The 18,204-nt window shown below is 56.0% G+C and carries 26 protein-coding genes; 1 reads left to right on the top strand and 25 read right to left on the bottom strand.

From position 1 onward, the window contains the following. Nucleotides 1-70: 70 nt before the first annotated feature. From iscB to B8987_RS00995, 14 genes are all read right to left on the bottom strand, one after another. Complete coding sequence (iscB, locus tag B8987_RS00935; RefSeq protein WP_084660700.1) at nucleotides 71-1,351, bottom strand: RNA-guided endonuclease IscB; 1,281 nt, start codon at nucleotides 1,349-1,351, stop codon at nucleotides 71-73. A 244-nt stretch (nucleotides 1,352-1,595) separates the two neighbouring features. Next, on the bottom strand, nucleotides 1,596-1,766 hold the full coding sequence (locus tag B8987_RS19540) for a hypothetical protein (protein WP_176213123.1): 171 nt from the start codon (nucleotides 1,764-1,766) through the stop codon (nucleotides 1,596-1,598). 30 nt (nucleotides 1,767-1,796) lie between these two features. Then, a complete protein-coding gene (locus B8987_RS00940; RefSeq protein WP_084660701.1) occupies nucleotides 1,797-2,018 on the bottom strand; it encodes a hypothetical protein in 222 nt (73 codons plus the stop codon). Nucleotides 2,019-2,035: 17 nt separating this feature from the next. Continuing rightward, nucleotides 2,036-2,338 (bottom strand): hypothetical protein, encoded by a 303-nt coding sequence (locus B8987_RS00945; RefSeq protein WP_084660702.1) that lies wholly within the window; start codon nucleotides 2,336-2,338, stop codon nucleotides 2,036-2,038. 34 nt (nucleotides 2,339-2,372) lie between these two features. After that, the gene (locus tag B8987_RS00950; RefSeq protein ID WP_084660703.1) at nucleotides 2,373-2,642 is read right to left on the bottom strand and encodes a hypothetical protein; all 270 of its coding nucleotides are present in this window, start codon (nucleotides 2,640-2,642) and stop codon (nucleotides 2,373-2,375) included. Next, on the bottom strand, nucleotides 2,639-3,730 hold the full coding sequence (locus B8987_RS00955; protein WP_084660704.1) for an RRXRR domain-containing protein: 1,092 nt from the start codon (nucleotides 3,728-3,730) through the stop codon (nucleotides 2,639-2,641). The genes B8987_RS00950 and B8987_RS00955 overlap by 4 nt, the downstream gene beginning before the upstream one ends. 304 nt (nucleotides 3,731-4,034) lie before the next feature. Next, the gene (locus B8987_RS00960; protein WP_084660705.1) at nucleotides 4,035-4,238 is read right to left on the bottom strand and encodes a hypothetical protein; all 204 of its coding nucleotides are present in this window, start codon (nucleotides 4,236-4,238) and stop codon (nucleotides 4,035-4,037) included. A gap of 57 nt (nucleotides 4,239-4,295) precedes the next feature. Next, nucleotides 4,296-4,484, bottom strand: a complete 189-nt coding sequence (locus tag B8987_RS00965; protein WP_084660706.1) for a hypothetical protein — start codon at nucleotides 4,482-4,484, stop codon at nucleotides 4,296-4,298. Between the two features lie 576 nt (nucleotides 4,485-5,060). Further along, nucleotides 5,061-5,309 (bottom strand): hypothetical protein, encoded by a 249-nt coding sequence (locus B8987_RS00970; RefSeq protein ID WP_084660707.1) that lies wholly within the window; start codon nucleotides 5,307-5,309, stop codon nucleotides 5,061-5,063. Between the two features lie 15 nt (nucleotides 5,310-5,324). Beyond that, on the bottom strand, nucleotides 5,325-5,477 hold the full coding sequence (locus B8987_RS19545; protein ID WP_176213124.1) for a hypothetical protein: 153 nt from the start codon (nucleotides 5,475-5,477) through the stop codon (nucleotides 5,325-5,327). A 29-nt stretch (nucleotides 5,478-5,506) separates the two neighbouring features. Further along, nucleotides 5,507-5,887, bottom strand: a complete 381-nt coding sequence (locus B8987_RS00975) for a hypothetical protein (protein WP_084660708.1) — start codon at nucleotides 5,885-5,887, stop codon at nucleotides 5,507-5,509. A gap of 544 nt (nucleotides 5,888-6,431) precedes the next feature. Next, the gene (locus B8987_RS00985; RefSeq protein ID WP_084660710.1) at nucleotides 6,432-6,686 is read right to left on the bottom strand and encodes a hypothetical protein; all 255 of its coding nucleotides are present in this window, start codon (nucleotides 6,684-6,686) and stop codon (nucleotides 6,432-6,434) included. Nucleotides 6,687-6,730: 44 nt separating this feature from the next. Then, nucleotides 6,731-7,150 (bottom strand): RusA family crossover junction endodeoxyribonuclease, encoded by a 420-nt coding sequence (locus B8987_RS00990; protein WP_084660711.1) that lies wholly within the window; start codon nucleotides 7,148-7,150, stop codon nucleotides 6,731-6,733. A gap of 241 nt (nucleotides 7,151-7,391) precedes the next feature. Further along, complete coding sequence (locus tag B8987_RS00995; protein WP_084660712.1) at nucleotides 7,392-8,177, bottom strand: DUF5131 family protein; 786 nt, start codon at nucleotides 8,175-8,177, stop codon at nucleotides 7,392-7,394. Between the two features lie 154 nt (nucleotides 8,178-8,331). Here B8987_RS00995 and B8987_RS01000 point away from each other — a divergent pair, with 154 nt between their 5' ends. Next, nucleotides 8,332-9,384, top strand: a complete 1,053-nt coding sequence (locus B8987_RS01000; RefSeq protein WP_084660713.1) for an NUDIX hydrolase — start codon at nucleotides 8,332-8,334, stop codon at nucleotides 9,382-9,384. A gap of 488 nt (nucleotides 9,385-9,872) precedes the next feature. On the opposite strand, the gene B8987_RS01005 is transcribed toward B8987_RS01000, so the two are convergent. The 11 genes from B8987_RS01005 to B8987_RS01060 all read right to left on the bottom strand — a co-directional run bounded on the left by B8987_RS01005 (nucleotide 9,873) and on the right by B8987_RS01060 (nucleotide 17,814). Further along, complete coding sequence (locus B8987_RS01005) at nucleotides 9,873-11,330, bottom strand: ImmA/IrrE family metallo-endopeptidase (protein WP_176213125.1); 1,458 nt, start codon at nucleotides 11,328-11,330, stop codon at nucleotides 9,873-9,875. Between the two features lie 553 nt (nucleotides 11,331-11,883). Continuing rightward, nucleotides 11,884-12,465 carry a PIN domain-containing protein gene (locus tag B8987_RS01010; RefSeq protein ID WP_084660715.1) on the bottom strand — a complete coding sequence of 194 codons (582 nt, stop codon included), beginning with the start codon at nucleotides 12,463-12,465 and terminating at the stop codon, nucleotides 11,884-11,886. Then, entirely contained in the window at nucleotides 12,440-13,186 is a 747-nt protein-coding gene (locus B8987_RS01015; RefSeq protein WP_084660716.1) for an ImmA/IrrE family metallo-endopeptidase, read from the bottom strand. The genes B8987_RS01010 and B8987_RS01015 overlap by 26 nt, the downstream gene beginning before the upstream one ends. 2 nt (nucleotides 13,187-13,188) lie before the next feature. After that, nucleotides 13,189-13,551 carry a helix-turn-helix domain-containing protein gene (locus tag B8987_RS01020; protein ID WP_176213126.1) on the bottom strand — a complete coding sequence of 121 codons (363 nt, stop codon included), beginning with the start codon at nucleotides 13,549-13,551 and terminating at the stop codon, nucleotides 13,189-13,191. 520 nt (nucleotides 13,552-14,071) lie between these two features. Then, on the bottom strand, nucleotides 14,072-14,341 hold the full coding sequence (locus B8987_RS01025; RefSeq protein WP_084660718.1) for a hypothetical protein: 270 nt from the start codon (nucleotides 14,339-14,341) through the stop codon (nucleotides 14,072-14,074). 324 nt (nucleotides 14,342-14,665) lie between these two features. Continuing rightward, nucleotides 14,666-14,992, bottom strand: coding sequence for a DUF6166 domain-containing protein (locus tag B8987_RS01035; protein WP_139793440.1), 327 nt, complete (start codon nucleotides 14,990-14,992; stop codon nucleotides 14,666-14,668). A 23-nt stretch (nucleotides 14,993-15,015) separates the two neighbouring features. Continuing rightward, complete coding sequence (locus B8987_RS01040) at nucleotides 15,016-15,600, bottom strand: HD domain-containing protein (RefSeq protein ID WP_084660721.1); 585 nt, start codon at nucleotides 15,598-15,600, stop codon at nucleotides 15,016-15,018. Between the two features lie 47 nt (nucleotides 15,601-15,647). After that, entirely contained in the window at nucleotides 15,648-15,875 is a 228-nt protein-coding gene (locus tag B8987_RS01045) for a hypothetical protein (RefSeq protein WP_084660722.1), read from the bottom strand. A 326-nt stretch (nucleotides 15,876-16,201) separates the two neighbouring features. Continuing rightward, nucleotides 16,202-16,420: a hypothetical protein gene (locus B8987_RS01050; protein ID WP_084660723.1), complete on the bottom strand. Its 219-nt coding sequence runs from the start codon at nucleotides 16,418-16,420 to the stop codon at nucleotides 16,202-16,204. Continuing rightward, entirely contained in the window at nucleotides 16,417-17,463 is a 1,047-nt protein-coding gene (locus tag B8987_RS01055; protein ID WP_242940606.1) for a hypothetical protein, read from the bottom strand. The genes B8987_RS01050 and B8987_RS01055 overlap by 4 nt, the downstream gene beginning before the upstream one ends. A 6-nt stretch (nucleotides 17,464-17,469) precedes the next feature. Then, nucleotides 17,470-17,814: a hypothetical protein gene (locus B8987_RS01060; RefSeq protein ID WP_084660724.1), complete on the bottom strand. Its 345-nt coding sequence runs from the start codon at nucleotides 17,812-17,814 to the stop codon at nucleotides 17,470-17,472. Nucleotides 17,815-18,204 lie beyond the last annotated feature (390 nt).

An 18,204-nucleotide genomic window follows, 5' to 3' on the forward strand; every position in this document is an offset into this window, starting at 1 on the left:
ATCCCTCCATCATAGGTTGGCGGCTTCCTCTCCGTCCTGCAGGACGGAGAGGAAGCCGCCTGACTGCTTGCTAACTGGCAAGTTTTTGCGTGATCTGCCAGCCGTTGCCCCGTTGCAAAATCCGGCAGACGGTATGGAAAATTTCTGCGCGGTTTCCGTCGACCGTTGTCACCACAAAGGATCCTCGGGCTCGGACGGTCACACGCCCCACCCAGGTTCCGGCGAATTTCCCTGTTTTCCTCTCGGCGCGCACCCAATCTCCGGTCTGAAAGCCGAAGTGAACCTTTTGTCGTGACCGATGTCGAATCGGGAAGCCGTACGCATTGGCTCCACACAGTTGTCGGGTACCGCGTCCCTTGGCGGTCCAAATCTGCACATACGCCGGAAGGCTCGTGAACCGATCCGGGGTGCTGGCACCCACACAGAGCGCATCGTAATAATGCGCTTTGGGCAAGCCCTGATGGAGTCGCTGCTTCTTGGTCCGTCCGCCCGATCCCCCTTCCACCGGCAATCCCGTGGCTTGGAGTTGCTCATAGAGCCGCCACCGGGTGGCGTTCATCATCGCTGCATCCCGCAATGGCTTTCGGGCTTGCATCTGGATGTCGGGGAATCCGAACTCGTCGGCTGTCCGACTCCCCTTAGTCTGGTTGCAGGCGTGGCACGCCAAGGCTAAGTTGCTAACCCGATCCGTCCCCCCGCGGCTCTTCGGCACGATGTGCTCCACCTCCAGTGGCACATCGGTGGCCCCGCAGTAGACACAGGCCCGCCCCCACTTCTCCAGCAGGTACTCCCGCACTTCATAGCCCAACAGGGTTCCTTGCTGATACGCCACCCCCGAGATTTCCGGGTTGTCGAGCTTCTGCGTGTCGAAGCGCACATGTTCTACGCTGAGATCCGTGACGGGGGCGCCCTGCCGGATCTTCGCCATGGCATGGAGCGTCTGATCCACCCGGGCTTCCAGAGATGGTGGTAGCCAGCCCTCTTTCCGCTTGCGGTTCTGAAACCGTGCCTGGCGATAACGGGTCTTGCGATACCGTCGCCCTCTACGGAGAGCGCGTCGGGCATCCAGCTTGGCTTTGATACCTGCTTTGTGGACAATCTCCCCAAAGAAAACGACCTTGGATCCTTTGGCCCCCTTCAGAACGATGGCCATGCCGGTCGTTTTGCTACCGGGATCGAACTTCACCCGCAGCGGCTGCAACACAGATTCTGCCGCCGTCCGATCCTTTAGGCGAATCGTAAATGGCGCTATTTTATGAACCATGGCCCGACCCCGTTCCAGCAACTGACGCGCACGCTTTTCGGTGCAGGGCATCAGCGGATTCTTCTGTCGGTCTAGGACAAAAACCATGAGACGGCCTCCGTATTGTTCCCGTAAGGGACTCGTAACGCTTCCTTGCGGAAGTCTCTCCTCGCCAAAGTTATTCAGGCTTTTTACACTAAAGGCACCGCTTGCCCTACCCCCAGCTCGCTGTTTAACCTTTAGCGACAGAGCCCGGAACTGGAGAAGCATTCCGGGGTGTCATGACCCCAATAACGTAGTGCCGAATGCACTGAGGCTGGTCAACCCGGGAGCTTTCGACACGCTCCGACCTTCAGGCCGGGGTGGTTAACACGGTATCATAGTCCCCGTCTCCCACCGTGACGATGACCGCACTGACGGATCCGATCAGATCCGGTCGATGAATGGCTCCAAGAATCTCCTCGACTTCCCAAAAGTCGGTTATCAATTGCCCCTCAATGGTGTGTGCCGGACGCACGTCCATCAGATCCCCTTCTTTCGTCGACCTGCCGTCTCAACCCATATCATGATATTGCGCGATCTTGTCATGCACCGCGGCGATAACCTCATCAAGGCTGACGTGATTTTGCGCGCTTCTGACATTGAAAAAATCCATTTCGTCTCCGCTATCTCGATACACATGCACCCCGTGCCCCCCGAACCAGGCAAAGGTCAGGTCGGTGTCGGCATCATACTGCACCCACCGGGCACCGCTGAGCTGTTCACGCAACGACATCAAATCCCCCCCTTGTGCTACGATGCCGATGTTCGATGCCCCCCACGATGATCCAATTCCCTCATTCTCCGATTTTTTTGATCCAATAAGGTTCGGAGAAGCGTGATAATCTCCTCATCCGTTGTCGGATTCTCTCCCGCATCGAGCGTCAGTTGATAGCACGCACCGGAGGTCCGATCCGTGATAATCAGCGAACGGTCCTTGTCTGACTGCGCAAATCGGAAGCGCCCATCGGCCGATTCCCAGGTGTGGGAATAGACGGCATCCACGATGCCCGGCATTGTTGCCATCGGCCAGAAATACATGTTTACCGTGGCCATCCGTGGTCTCCTTTCTTCGATCACCGGTCGGTACTCACACCTGATCGGACGGGATCAACAGCCCGGGATAGGGCGTCGTCGCTCCCCGCTCCGCGAGTTCTTGTCGCGCCCGTTGGACCCGGCGGCGCAAATCCTCGCGGGCTTCCGCCAAGGTCGCGAAATGGCGCCCCGCCGTATACGTATCGGTGACGCCCTCGTACCAATATGTGCCATAGGGCAACGCCGCACCCTCCTCGATGCCCAACGCAAACAGCCAAATATGCTGTTGGGCATTGGGCACGGGAATGATGTCCAGAATGGTCATCGGACACTCGCGGTGCTCCTCCCCACGGCTGAAGCCGGGGGAAGGAGTGCCGCACCCCTCCTTTCCCATGTGAACCCGCCGGAACGGGCGAGCAGGCGAACCTGCCGGATACCGAACTGGCCGATGCGCCGGCCAGCTGGCCCAGCGACCCCCACCTTGCGAGTGACGGTCGTCGGTAGCCCGCAGACCCAGCCGCGCAGCCTGCCACGACGTGTTGTCACCTCCACCCAGTCACCCTTGCGAAAGAACGTCCCATTAGCCGTCCCGCCGTAAGGTAGCCGTGCCCTGCCCTTCTGCGGATTCTGCCGGTGGAGCGAGCGCCGGTGGTGACGAAGCGCCGTGAACACATAGAACGACCGGTTGCCGAAGGCGCACCGCGTTATCCCCATGAGCATCGCCACAGCATCGACCGCCTGAGTCTCGAAGACCTCTGGCCGGTTCGGACCCTGGATCTTTGTAAGCCTGAACTGCTGTCTCCACGTCGCCGTGTCGGTAGATTCCACAACCGTCACCGGCGCCAGCTTCTGCAGTTCCCGAAGCGTGACGGTCTTGCCGATCTCGGTGGTGGAGAAGAAGTGCGCCTGCTTGCCGATCTTCGGATCGTGACGTACGTTCTCGACGATGATTTGCTGGATTGGATAGATCCTGCACAGTTCCCGAACCGCCTTAAGCCTGGCTTGCACCTTTGAGAGTTGGCTTGGCGCAAGCCAGTAGCTTCTGCCGTGGCGACGGTTGTCGAAGCGCTTGGGACGGCGCGGTGTCTTGCGGTATCGCCTCGCCCGCCGCAGGTTGCGGCGCGTCTCCATTTTCTTGTGTGTCTGGTCCGGCAGGTTCACCTGCGCCGTGACTTCGATCTGCTTGTGCGAAGCGACGGCTACCCCTTCGTGTTTTGAGCCGGGATCGAGCGCGAGAACCATCGGCTGCGTCGCCGTTCCCAGGGGAATGAGCATCTGGATGTAGAAGAATCCGAGCTTGTTGCGTCGCGCTCTGGCGACTCCATCGCGGAGCATGATCCGTGCATGCGCCGGCGTCGTCGGCATGAGCGGTGTGCCGTCCCGCGCAACTACGGGAACTCTCGGTTGCTGCATGGGTGGATACTCCTTTCGCGGGCCTTGCGGCCCGGTGATTGTCGCCTCGACGATGCCCAGGGAGCATAGGCTCTGAAAAGCCGTGGCATTCAGTGGTTCTGCCGAAGATAGCCCGAACTGGCGAAACATTCGGTAGTTCTTGGTAGCTCCCTGGAGCCGCTGCTCAGGACATGTCTGGGCCGTCTAGTGCATAGCCCTGGCGGAGATCGCCGCCAGAGTCACTGGCCGCCACCAGCAAGCCCCAGGCTTCAGCCATGGGGTCTATGACGCCTCATTCTCCTCTCCTGTACCCCGCACCCCGTCGTTAGTCTCCTGCCCACAATCCCCCGGTCTCGGGATCATAGGTCGCGCCATAAACCACTTCGCCCAAGCGTCCCCCCGGACAGAGTTGGGCACAAATGACGTGGGGATCTTGATCGTCATACACCGTCACACTGTCTTCCCGACCATCCGGGTAGTGCACACGAAAAATGCGATAACCCCGGGGACGGGAGATCTGTTGCGCCATGATCATCAGCCTCCTTTGTCGTCCGTGAGTGAAAGATCCTCCGGTCGGACCCAGTCATTAAATAAAGAGCCGTCCGCACCGCTCGCATCGGGGAAGCACGTCAGGCGGATTCACCCATTCCACCCGATGCGGCCCGTCTAATCGTCCTGCGGGCACCTCCGCGGCGCACCGCGCACAGAGAATCCACACGCCATCCACGTAATACATGGGAACTCCGGTTTGGGGATCCCGCGCGAGTAATTGCATGATGTGACCTCCTCCTGATAAATGAATGGGGATATCACGGACCCAACATCCGACGAGGGCCCGGGCTTGACAGACACCGAGGCCAGACCGCAGGGAAACAATTGTGAGATCTCAATGGGGGTCTCCGTCAATGACAACGCATCGAAAACACGTTGACAGGGCATAAGGATGGCGATGAGGAACCGTCTTATGGCAAGCGTGGAGGCAAAACTTAGAACAGGGATTGGCGTTGCATTTGCTCCGGCGTCATCCGGAATTGACGACGGCGCAATTGGTCGGTCAGTTTGCGATGCACGGATGGGTAGAGGCGCTACCGGCGTTGCCAGTCCCGACGCGCGGCGTGAGCGAGGAGGCTGGGCATATCCTCTAGAAAGTCACCTTCGTCTTCTAAGACGGTTGCGTAGCGCGCAACCATGTCATCGAGCCATAGCAGTTCGCGGTCGATGAAGCGCATGGTCAACAGCCCTTTCGAGCACAGAATAAGCACGGGGTAAAGCGGGGTGTTGGGGAAAGAGAGTTTGCGATGATCATCCCCGGATGTTGCATCGTGAGATGCATGAGAAGGGTGTCGCGGGGCTACCGCCCGTCACCGGATGAATGCACGTCCCCGATCTGCGTCATCGGCACAATAACCCAGTGCCCGTGGCGGACGATCAGTCCCGCCAGCACATTCCCGGTGATGCCATCGAGAATCATGACATGATCCCCCGGATCCGGGGACCACGGCACCTGTGCCAGCCATTGCTCTGGCGTCATGGCCGCAACCTGTTGCCGCACGGAATCCCAACCCCGCCGATGTACAAGGCGATACTCCACAAGGGGCATATCCTTTCTCTCCTTTCAGCGTGGACGTCCCCAATCCGTAACCGATTCTCCCACGGGCTGCTGAGAGGCTTCACGGGACGCTCGGTCATGCTGCCCGTGCTGATGCACCGCCCCCATCACAATGCTGGTGATCCAGATGATCCATGCCCACGTCCACAGTACTTTCATCAGTCCTCATGCCTCGTGTTGGCACGACACTAGTACCACAGCCGGTTCCATAACGTGCGCAATTGCCCCATCAGGGAATGATCGATGCCCCGGTGGGCATAATAGCGTTCTTGAAATTCCTTGAAGCACTCCCCATATTCCTGCCGCTGCCGCCGATCCTTCTGAATATCCCGAATGCCTTCTCCCGCTTGGAGAACGATCCCATCCCGAACTAACACGTAGGCCGCCCACATTGCGTCCAGAATAATGTTCGGATCGTGGGCATCCCCGGCTCCTTCCGCCGTTGCTTGGGCCCCGAAGCGCAGAGCGCGCGCGCCTTGATCAGCCACCTCGTTGTGATGCTCATACCAGGCATCCATTTCTGCCTGAAACTTTAGATACTGTTCTTCTCCGCATCTTTCTTCTGTCATACGTAAGCTCCTTTTCCGAAATCACTTGTTCGAGAATTCGCCCAATGCGCGCGGGCTTCTTCTAACGTCAGACCGCGCTGGATGACAGGGGCCGGGAAAAAGTGACATCCCTCGTCCGCCCGCCGATTTGCGTAATAGCGCACAATGTGCTAGGTCGGCATGCGTGGGCCTCCTCACCGCAAAACAAAAACTCCTACGATTCCTTGATAGAATCGTAGGACTCAAAAAAAACACCCCGACAGAACTCCCTGACAACAAAAAATCCCACCAAACTTCATCGGGGGATGCCACTTTTTTGCGGTTTTTTGCACTCTCTTGGGAAGGGGGATGCCGGTTTTTGCGGGTTTTTGACACTCCATCGCGGAGACCGCGGCCTCATTTGTTGGTATTATACCGAACATCCCCGTCCGCGTCAACACATGATACGCATCCCCAACGCCTGATTAAGCAACAGCCGATGTTACCACGCTACACGGAACGTCTTGCCGCTTGTGCGCAAAACAGGGGCGGTCTAATTGAAACACGGGCTCCAGGCGGAATCCCTTTATCCCTGCTCCCGCACTTGTTGCAAGGCCCGTTTCGCCAACGTGGTGATGTGGGCATCGGTACAGCCATACCGATCATAAAGACCACAAATATAGTTCGTACCCATAATGGCCACTAAGCAATCCCATGCCAGCCGGGTCTCAAAATCGTCATACCCGCCCTGACGCTGGAGATCGTCGGCATAGCGCTCAATGGCGTCCCGATGCAGGCGATACTGCGCCACGACACGATCCAATTCCGGTGCCAATTTCATGCTTGCTTCCTCCTTCGGTTGTGTCGCGAGGATCTCACCTCACGTCAGGACTCTATCTTTTGTGCCGCATTCGACCCCATGACCGTCAACGTGATGGCGATCCGAGGATGCTGACGATCCCAACCGAAATCCATAACGCGGGGTAATAACCACTGATCGTCCACAATCAGGACCCCCTTCATCGCATCCGCCACTTCTTTGATGAGATTCCCCGGATCATGCGTTCGGTGATCCGGCCACCAGATCATAAGGGCGGCAATCACCTTCTGCCCCCGGGCGGGCACCGTCCATCCCGTTGTGCGTTGCCAGATTTTCATGGTCCATTGAGCCTCGGTGCGCCACGTTCGCGCTGCGGTCGTCAAGATCATGCGGGGATGCCCGTGCACGCGGGCTATGCGATGCGCGTGATTATCTGATGGCGGGATCGTCAGAATGAGGGGCGGCCAGGGCACGAGGGCAGACATTCGGGGCACATCCTTCCTGCTTTGTCATAGGATTGTTTCGCACAAGACCGATGCCGACACGCGATAAATACGTTGGAGCCTAAACAGATAATCGGTTCCTTATTCATGGCCGTTTTCCCACAGTTGACGGGTGAGTTCACCGAAAAGACCGCTCACCCAACCAGTCTCGCCCCGTGCCAAAAAATTCGTCCAACGACTCATCAGTTGAACCCGGGACCAGTGTCAGTGTTTCAGCTTTCCTTCAAACGGGATGGAGATCCCCCGCTGACGCGGTCCGTGGCCACATGTGCCAAGTTCGCCCATCGAGCTGCGGATGAAGCTGCTTGTGTCCCTGGGCATCGGCTCGTTGCTTAAACCAGAACGCGACGCCGGCTGTCAGACATTGATCCCGCAGGGACCGTACCCAGTCATCATCCATCGGTCGCGCACCAGGACCGGATTCCGCCCCGACGATGACCCAGTCCAGATCGGGAAGCCACGACGTGAGATCCAACGGCGCTAGTAACGGCTCGCCGGACACAAAGCGAATCGCCGCTGGCGTCGTCACCAGCAGCGGGATCCGCTCATCGGCCCACCGCTGGTCTTCGACGGAGACGCCGAGCCAGAGATTGGGCGGGGGCCAGCCTTGACCATCCCGTCGCAAAAGGGATCGCGGCGGATCGAGCATCCACGCTCGCATCCGGGCGGGCCGCTTGGTCAGGACCTGAAAGATGTGGCGGGGCGCACTTTGGATCGTGGTAAAGACCTCGATCAAAAACGCATCCGGCACCTGGTCATGGAACAGGTCACCCATGCTGTTGACGAAGATCCGCCGGGGTTTGCGCCAGTGCAAAGGCTGCATCACGCGCAGCCGATCCCACCGCACGTTTTCCGCCGCGTGCGGTGCCGTCCACGGTTGGGTCGTCCATCCGAAGCGATGACTCAGGCGTTCGGCATAACAATGCTGGCACCCGGGGGAGACCTTGGAACACCCCGTCACAGGATTCCATGTCGCGTCGGTCCAATCAATGCGCGAATGATCGGCCATGATGTATTCTCCTCTCTCCGGTCATCTAACGCCCAGAATCCCTTTCTCGTCGCGGGTTCGTCCGAATTAGCGGACTCATGTAAGCACTCCGCGCATTCGCCTTTTTTTGAGACGGAATCGGACAGCCCGTCGATTATTCGGTATACTTACCATCATGAATGCATTTTGGACCGCGGTACTGGAAGATATCTTGGCAAACTTGATCACAACCCTTCTGATTGCAATGGGAGTGGTTGGATTTTGGTTATGGCGGTTTACGGGGCGAGAACAGCGTGTTCGCCAATGGATCCCACCGGAACGACGGGTTTTTCGTGTTTCGGCAACCGAACCGACGCATTGGCTTGTTCATGCGACCTCCTTTGTTTCGATACTGAGACCCGATGAGAAACTTCGGCTCATTGATTGGCACAGCCAACGACTGCATCGTCGGCCGCATAATGGTCACGTCGTGCGCGTTGAAGGAATCGATCCGTGGAGATTTTCGACTGTCAATTTTTATGATTTTCTTACCACCAATTTGACGGCTTTTCCTGCCAATTGGCCGCGACCGACTGGACGAGGATGGTATTCCACATGGGTCCATTGGCGATCTGTCTTTCCGCTCATCCGCCGGATCCGTGAAGTGATCGGCACGCCTCAGTCCGGAGAGGAAGCGCTGATGAACTCCCATTTGGCTAATCCCCTCGCCATCAGCTTCTTGATCCAAGATGCCACGGGACGATGGGGAGTTGTGGCCCGATCTCAATGGGTGGCCGTGTCATCGGGTCAATGGGGGGCAACGGTGGCAGGTACCGTGACACCAGAAGACTTGACACAGTTTCCCGAGCACCCCATTGCAGTCTGCGCCCGACGAGAAGCCCAAGAAGAATTGAATCTGATTATCGACACCATCACGTGGGATGGTCTGGTGATTTCCCGCCAAAAAATGCAGCCCGTAGCGCTCGTGTCAGCCCGCATTGCCCGCCGATGGGAAGATGTTATGCCCTTGATTGCCCAGGCCCGCGACTGGTCATTTGAAAATACCGCCCTCTATGCGATTCCCCCGGAATCCATTGCATCTGTCATTCGACAAGCCCCCTTAACCGATGCGGCGGCTTATCATTTATCGTTGCACATCCCATCCCATCGTTCCATCTTGCGACGGATTCCCCTCAATCGTTATCGAATCTCCGCCGGGCCCATCAAAAACAATCCGGGTGATTCCTAATAATGCCAATTGGGACCCGAAGCACCGAATCCACCCCGTTAACCATTGGCGACGCAAATACGTGTCGATCTCGGTCACGACGGTTTCCGTAGGGATTTGGGCGCGATGCAACAACCGATAAAGGTTCCAAATCTCATCGAGATCCCCAATATCAGATGTCGTGTTCATCCGTCCTATCGCCTCCTTTCTCATCGCGGATTCGTCCGGGGGAACGGGTGCCCCCCTCCCCCCGTCGTGGCGGCATTCGCGCCATCTCGTTTCGATTTCGTCCACGAAAACACCACCCCTTCGTCATCTGCCTTAAATCCCTAACGCCGCGTTTCCGATAACGACATTGTTCCGACTCGGATCATAGGTCGTCCCGCAGGTCAAGCACCAACCATATTCGTAGGGCTATTGCGGAAAGGGACGCCCTGGGATCCGCCCCTATTAAATACGGAATAAAAAAGAAAGGCCCCGGCGACCCGAGGCCTAATGGTTACGGTTCATCAAATGATAGCCAGCCAATAAAGGCTATAGACCGCGCTGTAGTCAAAGCGTTCTACCCTGATCACGAGGTCCCCAGGATCTTCACGCGAGTCTACGATGGACCGAGCAGAAACATATCCATTGCAAGAAACTATCGCGTCGGGAACCGGCGATTCCCGTCCAACGTGAAGCCGAGGGAATTGGGATCCCGTCCATACCCAGTGAATGAACCCATTTTTTACATTAATGAGGGCATACCGTTGCACCGCCTCAATTACTGCAATAGCCGCGGCCTGTCGTGATACCTTGTACCGATCGGCCAATTGCTCGACATCGGACCATGACCAATCTTTTTGCCGTTGGACGACGCGGATAGGCACCAGCAATCGACTGGCAAAGCGGTTGACCTCTCGCTCGTCCGATTGACCAAACATGTCCCACTCATTTTCAGCCGTTCCCCACGGCAACAGGCGCCCCAACCAAAGATGCCCCAGTTCGTGAGCTAAGGTAAATCGCTCGCGAGCTTCTAATTGGGGCCTCAGGACGACAGCAGGGCAAAGATAAAGGCTATCCCAAAAAATCATCCCCCACCAATCGCCCACTTCCACCTCGCTGTCGTAGCGATAAACCGGCACGCCTAACCGTTGGGCCAAGAGCCAAACATCAACCGGGGCTTCTTCCGAAGGACGTAAGCGATCGTCGTCAAGTGCATTGAATTTCATAAGAGGATCTGACCAAAGATTTAAACTGTCCGGGGAAGGCTCTCTCATAAGAACCATCTTGCTGATGTCGAGGTCTATTTGAGGGGTTCCTCGCGCCGCCAAAACTGCAACATCGGTTAATTTTCGAGCCATTTGACGTCGAACAAACCGTTGAATGCCTGGCGGCAAGCGATAAACAATCCGAGAATCCTCCCGAACGACCGCCTCAAACAAGCCAGGATACGTCATCACTTCGCGAGCCCACCCCGAAACCACGGGATCATTCGAACGACAACACTTAGCTATCAGTGCTGCAATCGTCTGGCGATCTTCCTTCGACCCATGGTCAAAATGATGCAACACGCCCGTATGAAATAGACTCCGCTCATACGCAGAACGATCCTTCAAAATCACAGCCAAAGTGATGTCAGGATTAGAATCTGACAAAAGAACCTTTTTCCACTGGTCATCATCATACGTTATAGACGGAAGATCACTAATCAAGTCTGCCATCAACCAGCGGGCAGTTTCGAAAAAGTCTGGCGCAATCTTCTCCAAGAGTGCCTTTACGTTTGAACGATTTTTTTCGTCTTTAGGCGTTGTCCGTAACCACAATAGCACGGAACCGTAAACCACCGCTGCATCATCCGCAGTCACTAGTTGGCTCCAATCAAAAGACGCACGAATCCCCTCATCCCACAGTTCCTGTGTTGTTCCGCCGTCGCAAAATGCGAGCCATGTTTTCGTGGCCAGATCTTTCGCTTCAACTACCGTCATGACAAGGTACCTACTTTCTCGAAGAACCATCCCATTTCTCAACACGGAGAACCTTAATTTCTGGACAACCCAGAAAAATTAACTCATTTTGTTTCACAGGAGATCCAGGCTCAACAAAACCTACACCCGCTGTTTGCAACACCCGAACCCAGGTCCTTGCCATCGATCGAATTTCAATTACTGCTCGGTATGGTCGACGACTGACCGAACGCCCATGATTCCGTTGCACCTCAGAATGGGATTGGTTCAAAGAGGCTGACACCCCATCGGCCCCGCTACGCAGAGCACGATGCGGTGTTAAACCCCATCAATTTATAGGCCACGGCGGGCACGCCGTGGCACCATGAACAGCTGACGGAACGGACGAAGATAGCCGGATTCTTAGGGCCCCACAGGGAACGCCTGACGCCGATGATCCATCCAGGCTGCGACTTAGGCCATGAGGTCGATGATCTGAGCTTCGGCGTTGGGTTGATGGGGTTGAATGCGTTTCAGTCGTTGAGATAAGGGAATAACCGCATAATCCATATTGACTAATTAGTCCAAGAAGTTGTTAGATTCGATGAAGAGCACTGTGAAGCTCTGGATGATCGAGATAGTACTGAATCGCTTCTTCGGCCGTAGAACAGGGAAGTCGTCGGCGTTTTTTGATCATCTCTTGCCAAAATTTTTCGGCGTCTTCCTGCGATAGCGTGTCGCGATTGAGCACGGCCTCTGCAATGATGGCACGAATTGTCATTAAAGGTAAATGGTGATTGTAGCAGTAACGATAGACGTCTTTTAAGTTATTACTTGCAACCGTGCCTCCATGGTATCGAACCCAAGCCATCACCGCGGCCTCACCGCGGCCTAAAGGAGAGGGTGTTCTGGCGTTACTGATGAGTGCGGCATATTCTTGCGCGGCCTGCCCAGATGTATCGAACATTTCTTTTTTTAACCAACCGCTGTGTAAGAGAGGATCGAGGCGATTCCGAAGATCGGGTCGTTGTTGGATTTCGGTGTACACGACATCTAGAACAATCGCCTGGGGATACAGGCGGACCAATAATCCTTCCTGAGCGGTCAAAAGAAAACAGGACAACACATCCGTATCCAGAACTAAAGGCTTGTCAATCGACCAGGTCGTGTGGGTCACCTCCAGAGTCCCCAAGAACTTGTTCCCAGAGACCTATATCCGCAAGGAGCTCTTCGTAACGGGAAAAGGAGATGACCTCTTTTTCTAACGCCCATTGCGCTTGTTCAAGGTACCGGCTATAGATTCTTTCGGCATGGGTTGGTAAGTACAGTTGTTCGTCATAACCCCATTGGCGGGCTGCTGCGCGAACCCCATGCTCCCATTCCTTGGCTTGCCGCACGTCAATATAGGTGAGTCGTTTGAGTTGGCGCAGCATGGCCTGATGACTGACCCCAAAAAGTTGCTCTAAATACAAAACGTCCGAGAGAGCGATAGCACGACGACCAGCGAGGCGTAATTTCAGATAATGGGCTATTCCCTCAGGCGGCATGAGGAAGAACGCGGCAAATTCATCAGCCGCGTGTTCATTGGCTCCGTCATTGTTAACGCCCACATGGCAAGCCTGAACGGCTAATCCTTTGTCGTAGTCAGCATGATACAGTTCGTGCGCTAACGTAAAGTTTTGATGTCCCAAAGATTTTGCTGAGTTTAAGAGAATTGTGCGGGCGCTTCCCGCACGGACATAGATCCCGGATAAATTACTTTCTAAAGGGCGCACCACACAGGCGATGTTTGATAGTGTAATCACCTTCCAGATATCAATGGGCTCTATCGCATTAAATCCCAACGCATTGCGAGCGTGAGTCGCCATGACGGCACTTTCGCTGAAAATGTCTGCCATACTTACTCTCCGTTCTCTTCCAACAGTCGATTTAAGGAATCCAGATTCATTGTGAATCGTTTAACCCAGCGAATGGTTTCCAAATCCTTGGAGGTGATATGGGCAGTGCGAAATGCCGCGATAACAGTCGGAGAGATCTCCGATTCAGGCATAGGGTCTTCTTGGAGAAAATAACTCAACTCATACCCATAGAGGTCTGCCAAGCGTTGCAATGTGGGAATATCTATGGGCCGTTGTCCTGTCTCAATATAAGAGACTTGTTCGCGTTTGAGATCTAAATAGGCCGCTACGTGCTGTTGCGTGAGACCGGCGTGATGACGGGCCTGAGCTAATCGTTGCCCAATAATTTCTCGAGTTAATGCCATGAGATATCCCTCCTTGTTTAGAGTGATGGAACTGACAGCCTTACTGTAACACATAAGTTACAGAAGATAAAGATGATAACGATTACCGTAACATGCTCAAAGAAATTTTTGGGGAAGAGAAGTTGCGTGAATTGTGTGAGGATATTGCGGGAAGATTCTAATTGGAGGACACTGTGGAATGAGCGAGCATCCATCTGTCGGAGGAAATGATAATCATGGCAGCCGGTCCTGCCCCGGCTCACGCTCCAGGTGTTCGCGAGGAACCCCGCTGCAGCGTGGCCGACGGCGGAGGCGCTCAACACGGGGAGCCGCTCCGTCGCCGCGTCCGTCATCTCGCCGGACGGTGCCATGAGGGTGGTTATGAGGATCATATCGCGTTGGGTAGGCGGCATAACAGGGGAGATGGCAAAAGCATTATGAGAATCATCATGGTGGCCGGTCCTGCTCCGGCTGGCCTGCTTGACCAGGCAGTTTTACAAATGAGGCAACGGGCAGATTCTCCGCAAGAACCCTGCTTCGATCAACGTGGCACATATTGGGGACAATCCACGGGCGTTTGATCCACCAACACGATGCCGTCGCGCCAATGGGTCGGAGTGCCGGTGTCGGGATACGCGTCGGCGGCAAATCCGACGGCAACGTTTCCGACAGCACGGGGGGCCAACGCTGCTAAAGAGGCATCCGTGCCGTTCCATTGGCGAGTCCAGGCCACACAGCCCACATAGCCCGGTGATTGGGCCCGTCGAGCATGACGGCACGAGGTGCAGGCGGGGCGTTTGAGAGATGTCATAGTGAGATCACCACATCCTTGGGAATTGGGAATAACGTACGCGAGGAAATCCACATCGAATGATTCGGTCCGAAAGAAATCGACCGCTCATTGGCGGTGTAGATCACCGCGATGGCTTCGGAAAACGACGGATCGATGCTAGTGAAAGACTCCCTCATAACCTTCAGTACCCGTTGATAGGGACCAGCGAGATATAACATGCGGGAATGATCGGAACATAACGCATCCATCGACCACCCATGTTGCAACATTCAGTCTTTGAGAAACAAATCAACATCTGCCCGCGATGGAATTGTCACCGGAGGAAAATCGCACGGATGATCTTTATCGCGCGCGAAAAGAACCGTAACGGGATTTCCACCATGCCCGAATCTCCGCCGCCGTCAGTGCCCATCCATCATAGGGGAGCCGAGCAATAATCTCGGCTTTGAAGACCTGATGCGCCCGATCCGCAAGCTGACGATCCGCGAAGACCGCATGGAGCAACGCAAACGCTAAATCCGCTGGACCCGATCCCGCATATCCCCATTCAAAGCCCGTCGGACTGTGATAGCCGGTATTCGGCAGGTCGCCTACGGGCATCCCATTCGCTTCGATCAGCACCCGAACCCCCGAAGCATCCCGCAGGCCGCGATATGTCGTGGTGTCCATCGTTCTCCTCGCTTTCTCTCCCATCATCGGTCTGAGACCCCCTTTGCGTTATGCGAGGCAGTTCCTGACACAAGAAAGGGTTGTAATGCGTGGTAGACTTGATGCGATACATCAGCAGGAATACCTACCCATGTCCGCTGGAAAAAATCCCGCCACGTGCGCATGGCATATCGACGTTGTTTGTCCGGGGAGGCATGGGATAAGTCGTTCAGATTACTGAGACGGTCGGCCCACTTGACTAAATTGATCGGCGGGGCGGCGACTAATTGATCCCAATAAGCCTCGATCACCGATTGAGGCGGAACGCGGGGATAGCGCGCAGGATAAGCCACCCACGGTTTGGTGAGTTTTTGGACGTGGTGGAGAATCTCCGAACCAAATAATTGCTGGATTTGTTGCGCAATGACATCGGGATTGTCCCCGTCTTCCAGGGTATCGTGCAACCATCCGACAATGTGCAAATCTTTCCGATGCGGTTGCCACACCGATAACCAGTGCACAACCGTTTGAGGATGCTCAATGTAGGGAACCCCATGATCGCGGACTTGATGCCGATGCACCACTTCGGCCAGTCGTTGGGCTTGTCGCACCTGATCGTCGCTGAACATCGCACGTCTTCCCTTCCCGTATTCATGATGCTCTCCCGCTCAATCCGTCAGGATTCGGGGTGCAAGGTTCCTTCTTGCACCAACGGAGTCAAAGTCGGACAGGCATCGCAGATATTGTCAAAAGGGTGCGGGTGGAATGCATCGAGATTCGGTTCGGTGATGGTGAGACTGTCGTGGGGAATTGCCAGGCCACATTCGGTTCTTTTCTGTCCGGCGATCACGCTGTGCCACGTAAAAAAGATGCGGCCTTCCGGGATTCGCGCCAGGATGACCATGGATTCTACTCCCTTCTCAATCATCACGCCGTTTTGGACAAAATGCTGTGTACCCCGGAGTGGGATTCCCGCTCCGTGATGAAACGCGTTCACCTTATCAGAGGGTGCTAGAGTGGCTAGACCATCGTCCCCATTACAGGTGCTGCAACACCGGGGACTTACATCTCTGAAGGCGACTCCCCTGGGGAGATGCCGCCAAATCGACTTTTGAAGAGCCTGCGAGAAACACCCGCATCGGGCCTTTCATCGTGAGTACTGTGATAATCCTCAAAACGTTGAGAACATCGACCGTGAGCGTTCCGGATACGGGTCGGCTCCCAACAACCTTATCCGGATCGGCCAATCACAAAATTCTCGTGATTCGGATCATAGGCCGTCCCACACGTCACACACACAACATATTCCTGCGGATAGTGCGGAAAGGGCGGATCCCCCGGATCCCGCCAATCCAGACAAGCAAACCGCGTTTCCTGACAGGTCGGACAGCCCAAGGCCTCCGCGACGTGTTCATCATCACCATCTTCATAGTTATCGAAACATTTCATTGCTCGGACACCTCCCACGTCCTACGCCCCATGCACAGATGTTGTCGCTCCATCCATCCCCGAACTTCCCGATCCCACGCCGCAATGCCGTTAAACGGCACATAGACGCGGGGAATCGACGCGGGCCACAGCCCGTCCAGTTGTTCCCACACGCCGTGCTTGATGCTCGTCGTGACGACGCCAATGGCATCCACACGAGGTAAGGTGCCCCCGCGCCAGAGCCGATGGCCCGGCCAAAACCAGAGCGTGACGCCGACCCGTTGGGCCCAGTGCTGATACACCCGTTCCCGTTCTTCGGGCGGGCCAATAACGGCCCAGGTCATGCCCGCTAAGGCAGATGCGGCTCGATCCCGAGGACCATCCGGCGGGTTCGACGCGGGGACCGCCATTCCGTCCCGCGGCTCAGACGATCTCCGGTCCGGGGGTTGCATCCACCACGTCTCGTACCAGTGGGCTTGATCCGCCAGTTGCTGTTCGAGATCCTGGACCCGTTGACGCAAGCACGCGAGTTCGGCCTCCAGGGAGGCGGCATCGCCGCCGACGCCCGACACATCGTCCGGATCGGTCACGAGCGTGACCGGATCGGGCCATTCCGTTTGCACCCGAACCAGCGCAGCACGGATCTCCCGATCCCACTCATCACCCTGGTCCACCAGCCAGTGCGTGGCGGCATCCGTCGCCATGCGGCGATCCGGCAAATGCCACAAATACCAATAAATCATGGGCGACGACCAGTGATGATCCTCCCGCACGCGCTGACCCCATTGCACCCAATCCGATGGCGTCCAGAGCGGATGACCATCCGCGAGTTCGGCCATCAGCACGACGAACAGCCGATCCCAGATCTCCCGCCAGCGGGGGCGAAACATCTGCCGAATCACCCACCGCTGACGCCCCCGCACCGGACCTTTGGCGATCTTGGCGGGGATTGGCGTCGGTCCCCGGTGCCACAGCAGGCCGAGATCAGCGGGATTGGTGCCATAAACCGTCGCAATGACCGCATCCGCATACGCCACGTCGTCTTGCGTTAATCGCATTGGCATCCTGTGTCATCCCTCCCCATTCGTGATACCGTGCGGATCGGCTTCGTAGCGCAACACCTTGCGAATGCCCAAAATCCGCATCCAATGATAGAGGGCTTGCTTCTGCACACCGCAGAGGTCCGCCACGACCGTGACCGGCCGCCGATTGAGGTGATCTAGGAGCCACGTGCGTAACGCCGCATCGTCAGCTAACCCATACGTGCGTTTCACGGCTTCCATCTTGCCATAGGGCCGGGCCCGGCGCGCACACGGAATACTACAATACCGTTGCCAGTGCCCATGATCCCATCGGGCCACAAAAGGGCGGTGACAGTGTGCGCACGTCGCTGGGCGGGTTAGTGTGGAGGGCATGAGCATACCTCGCTTTCGCTAATCGTTTGCAGCAGGTGCATCGCGGTAAGGGAACACAAAAATCCCCCTCGGTCAGCAGCGTGGTCTGCTCCACCGAGGGGGATGCCGATTTTTTGCGGTTTTTGACACTCGCACGGGATCGGGGTCCGACATAATTTGGCTTGATGGATTGAGTAAACCACAGAGGAAACGGATTGTCAAGACGGGATGAACAAAATCAAGTGAAAATAGCTTTGTTAGCAGTGTAGCATTCGGGGTTTGCGTGACATTTTTTCCAAATACCCAAAACCCTTACCCCATAAGGCTTTGCGTCGCGCGAAAAAAATTTGTTAGCATGTAGCACTGTTAGCGCAGAAACATATACGCCTATAAGGAGGTAAAGGGGGGGGG

It is taken from the genome of Sulfobacillus thermosulfidooxidans DSM 9293 (assembly GCF_900176145.1).
GTDB classification, from domain to species: Bacteria; Bacillota; Sulfobacillia; order Sulfobacillales; family Sulfobacillaceae; genus Sulfobacillus; species Sulfobacillus thermosulfidooxidans.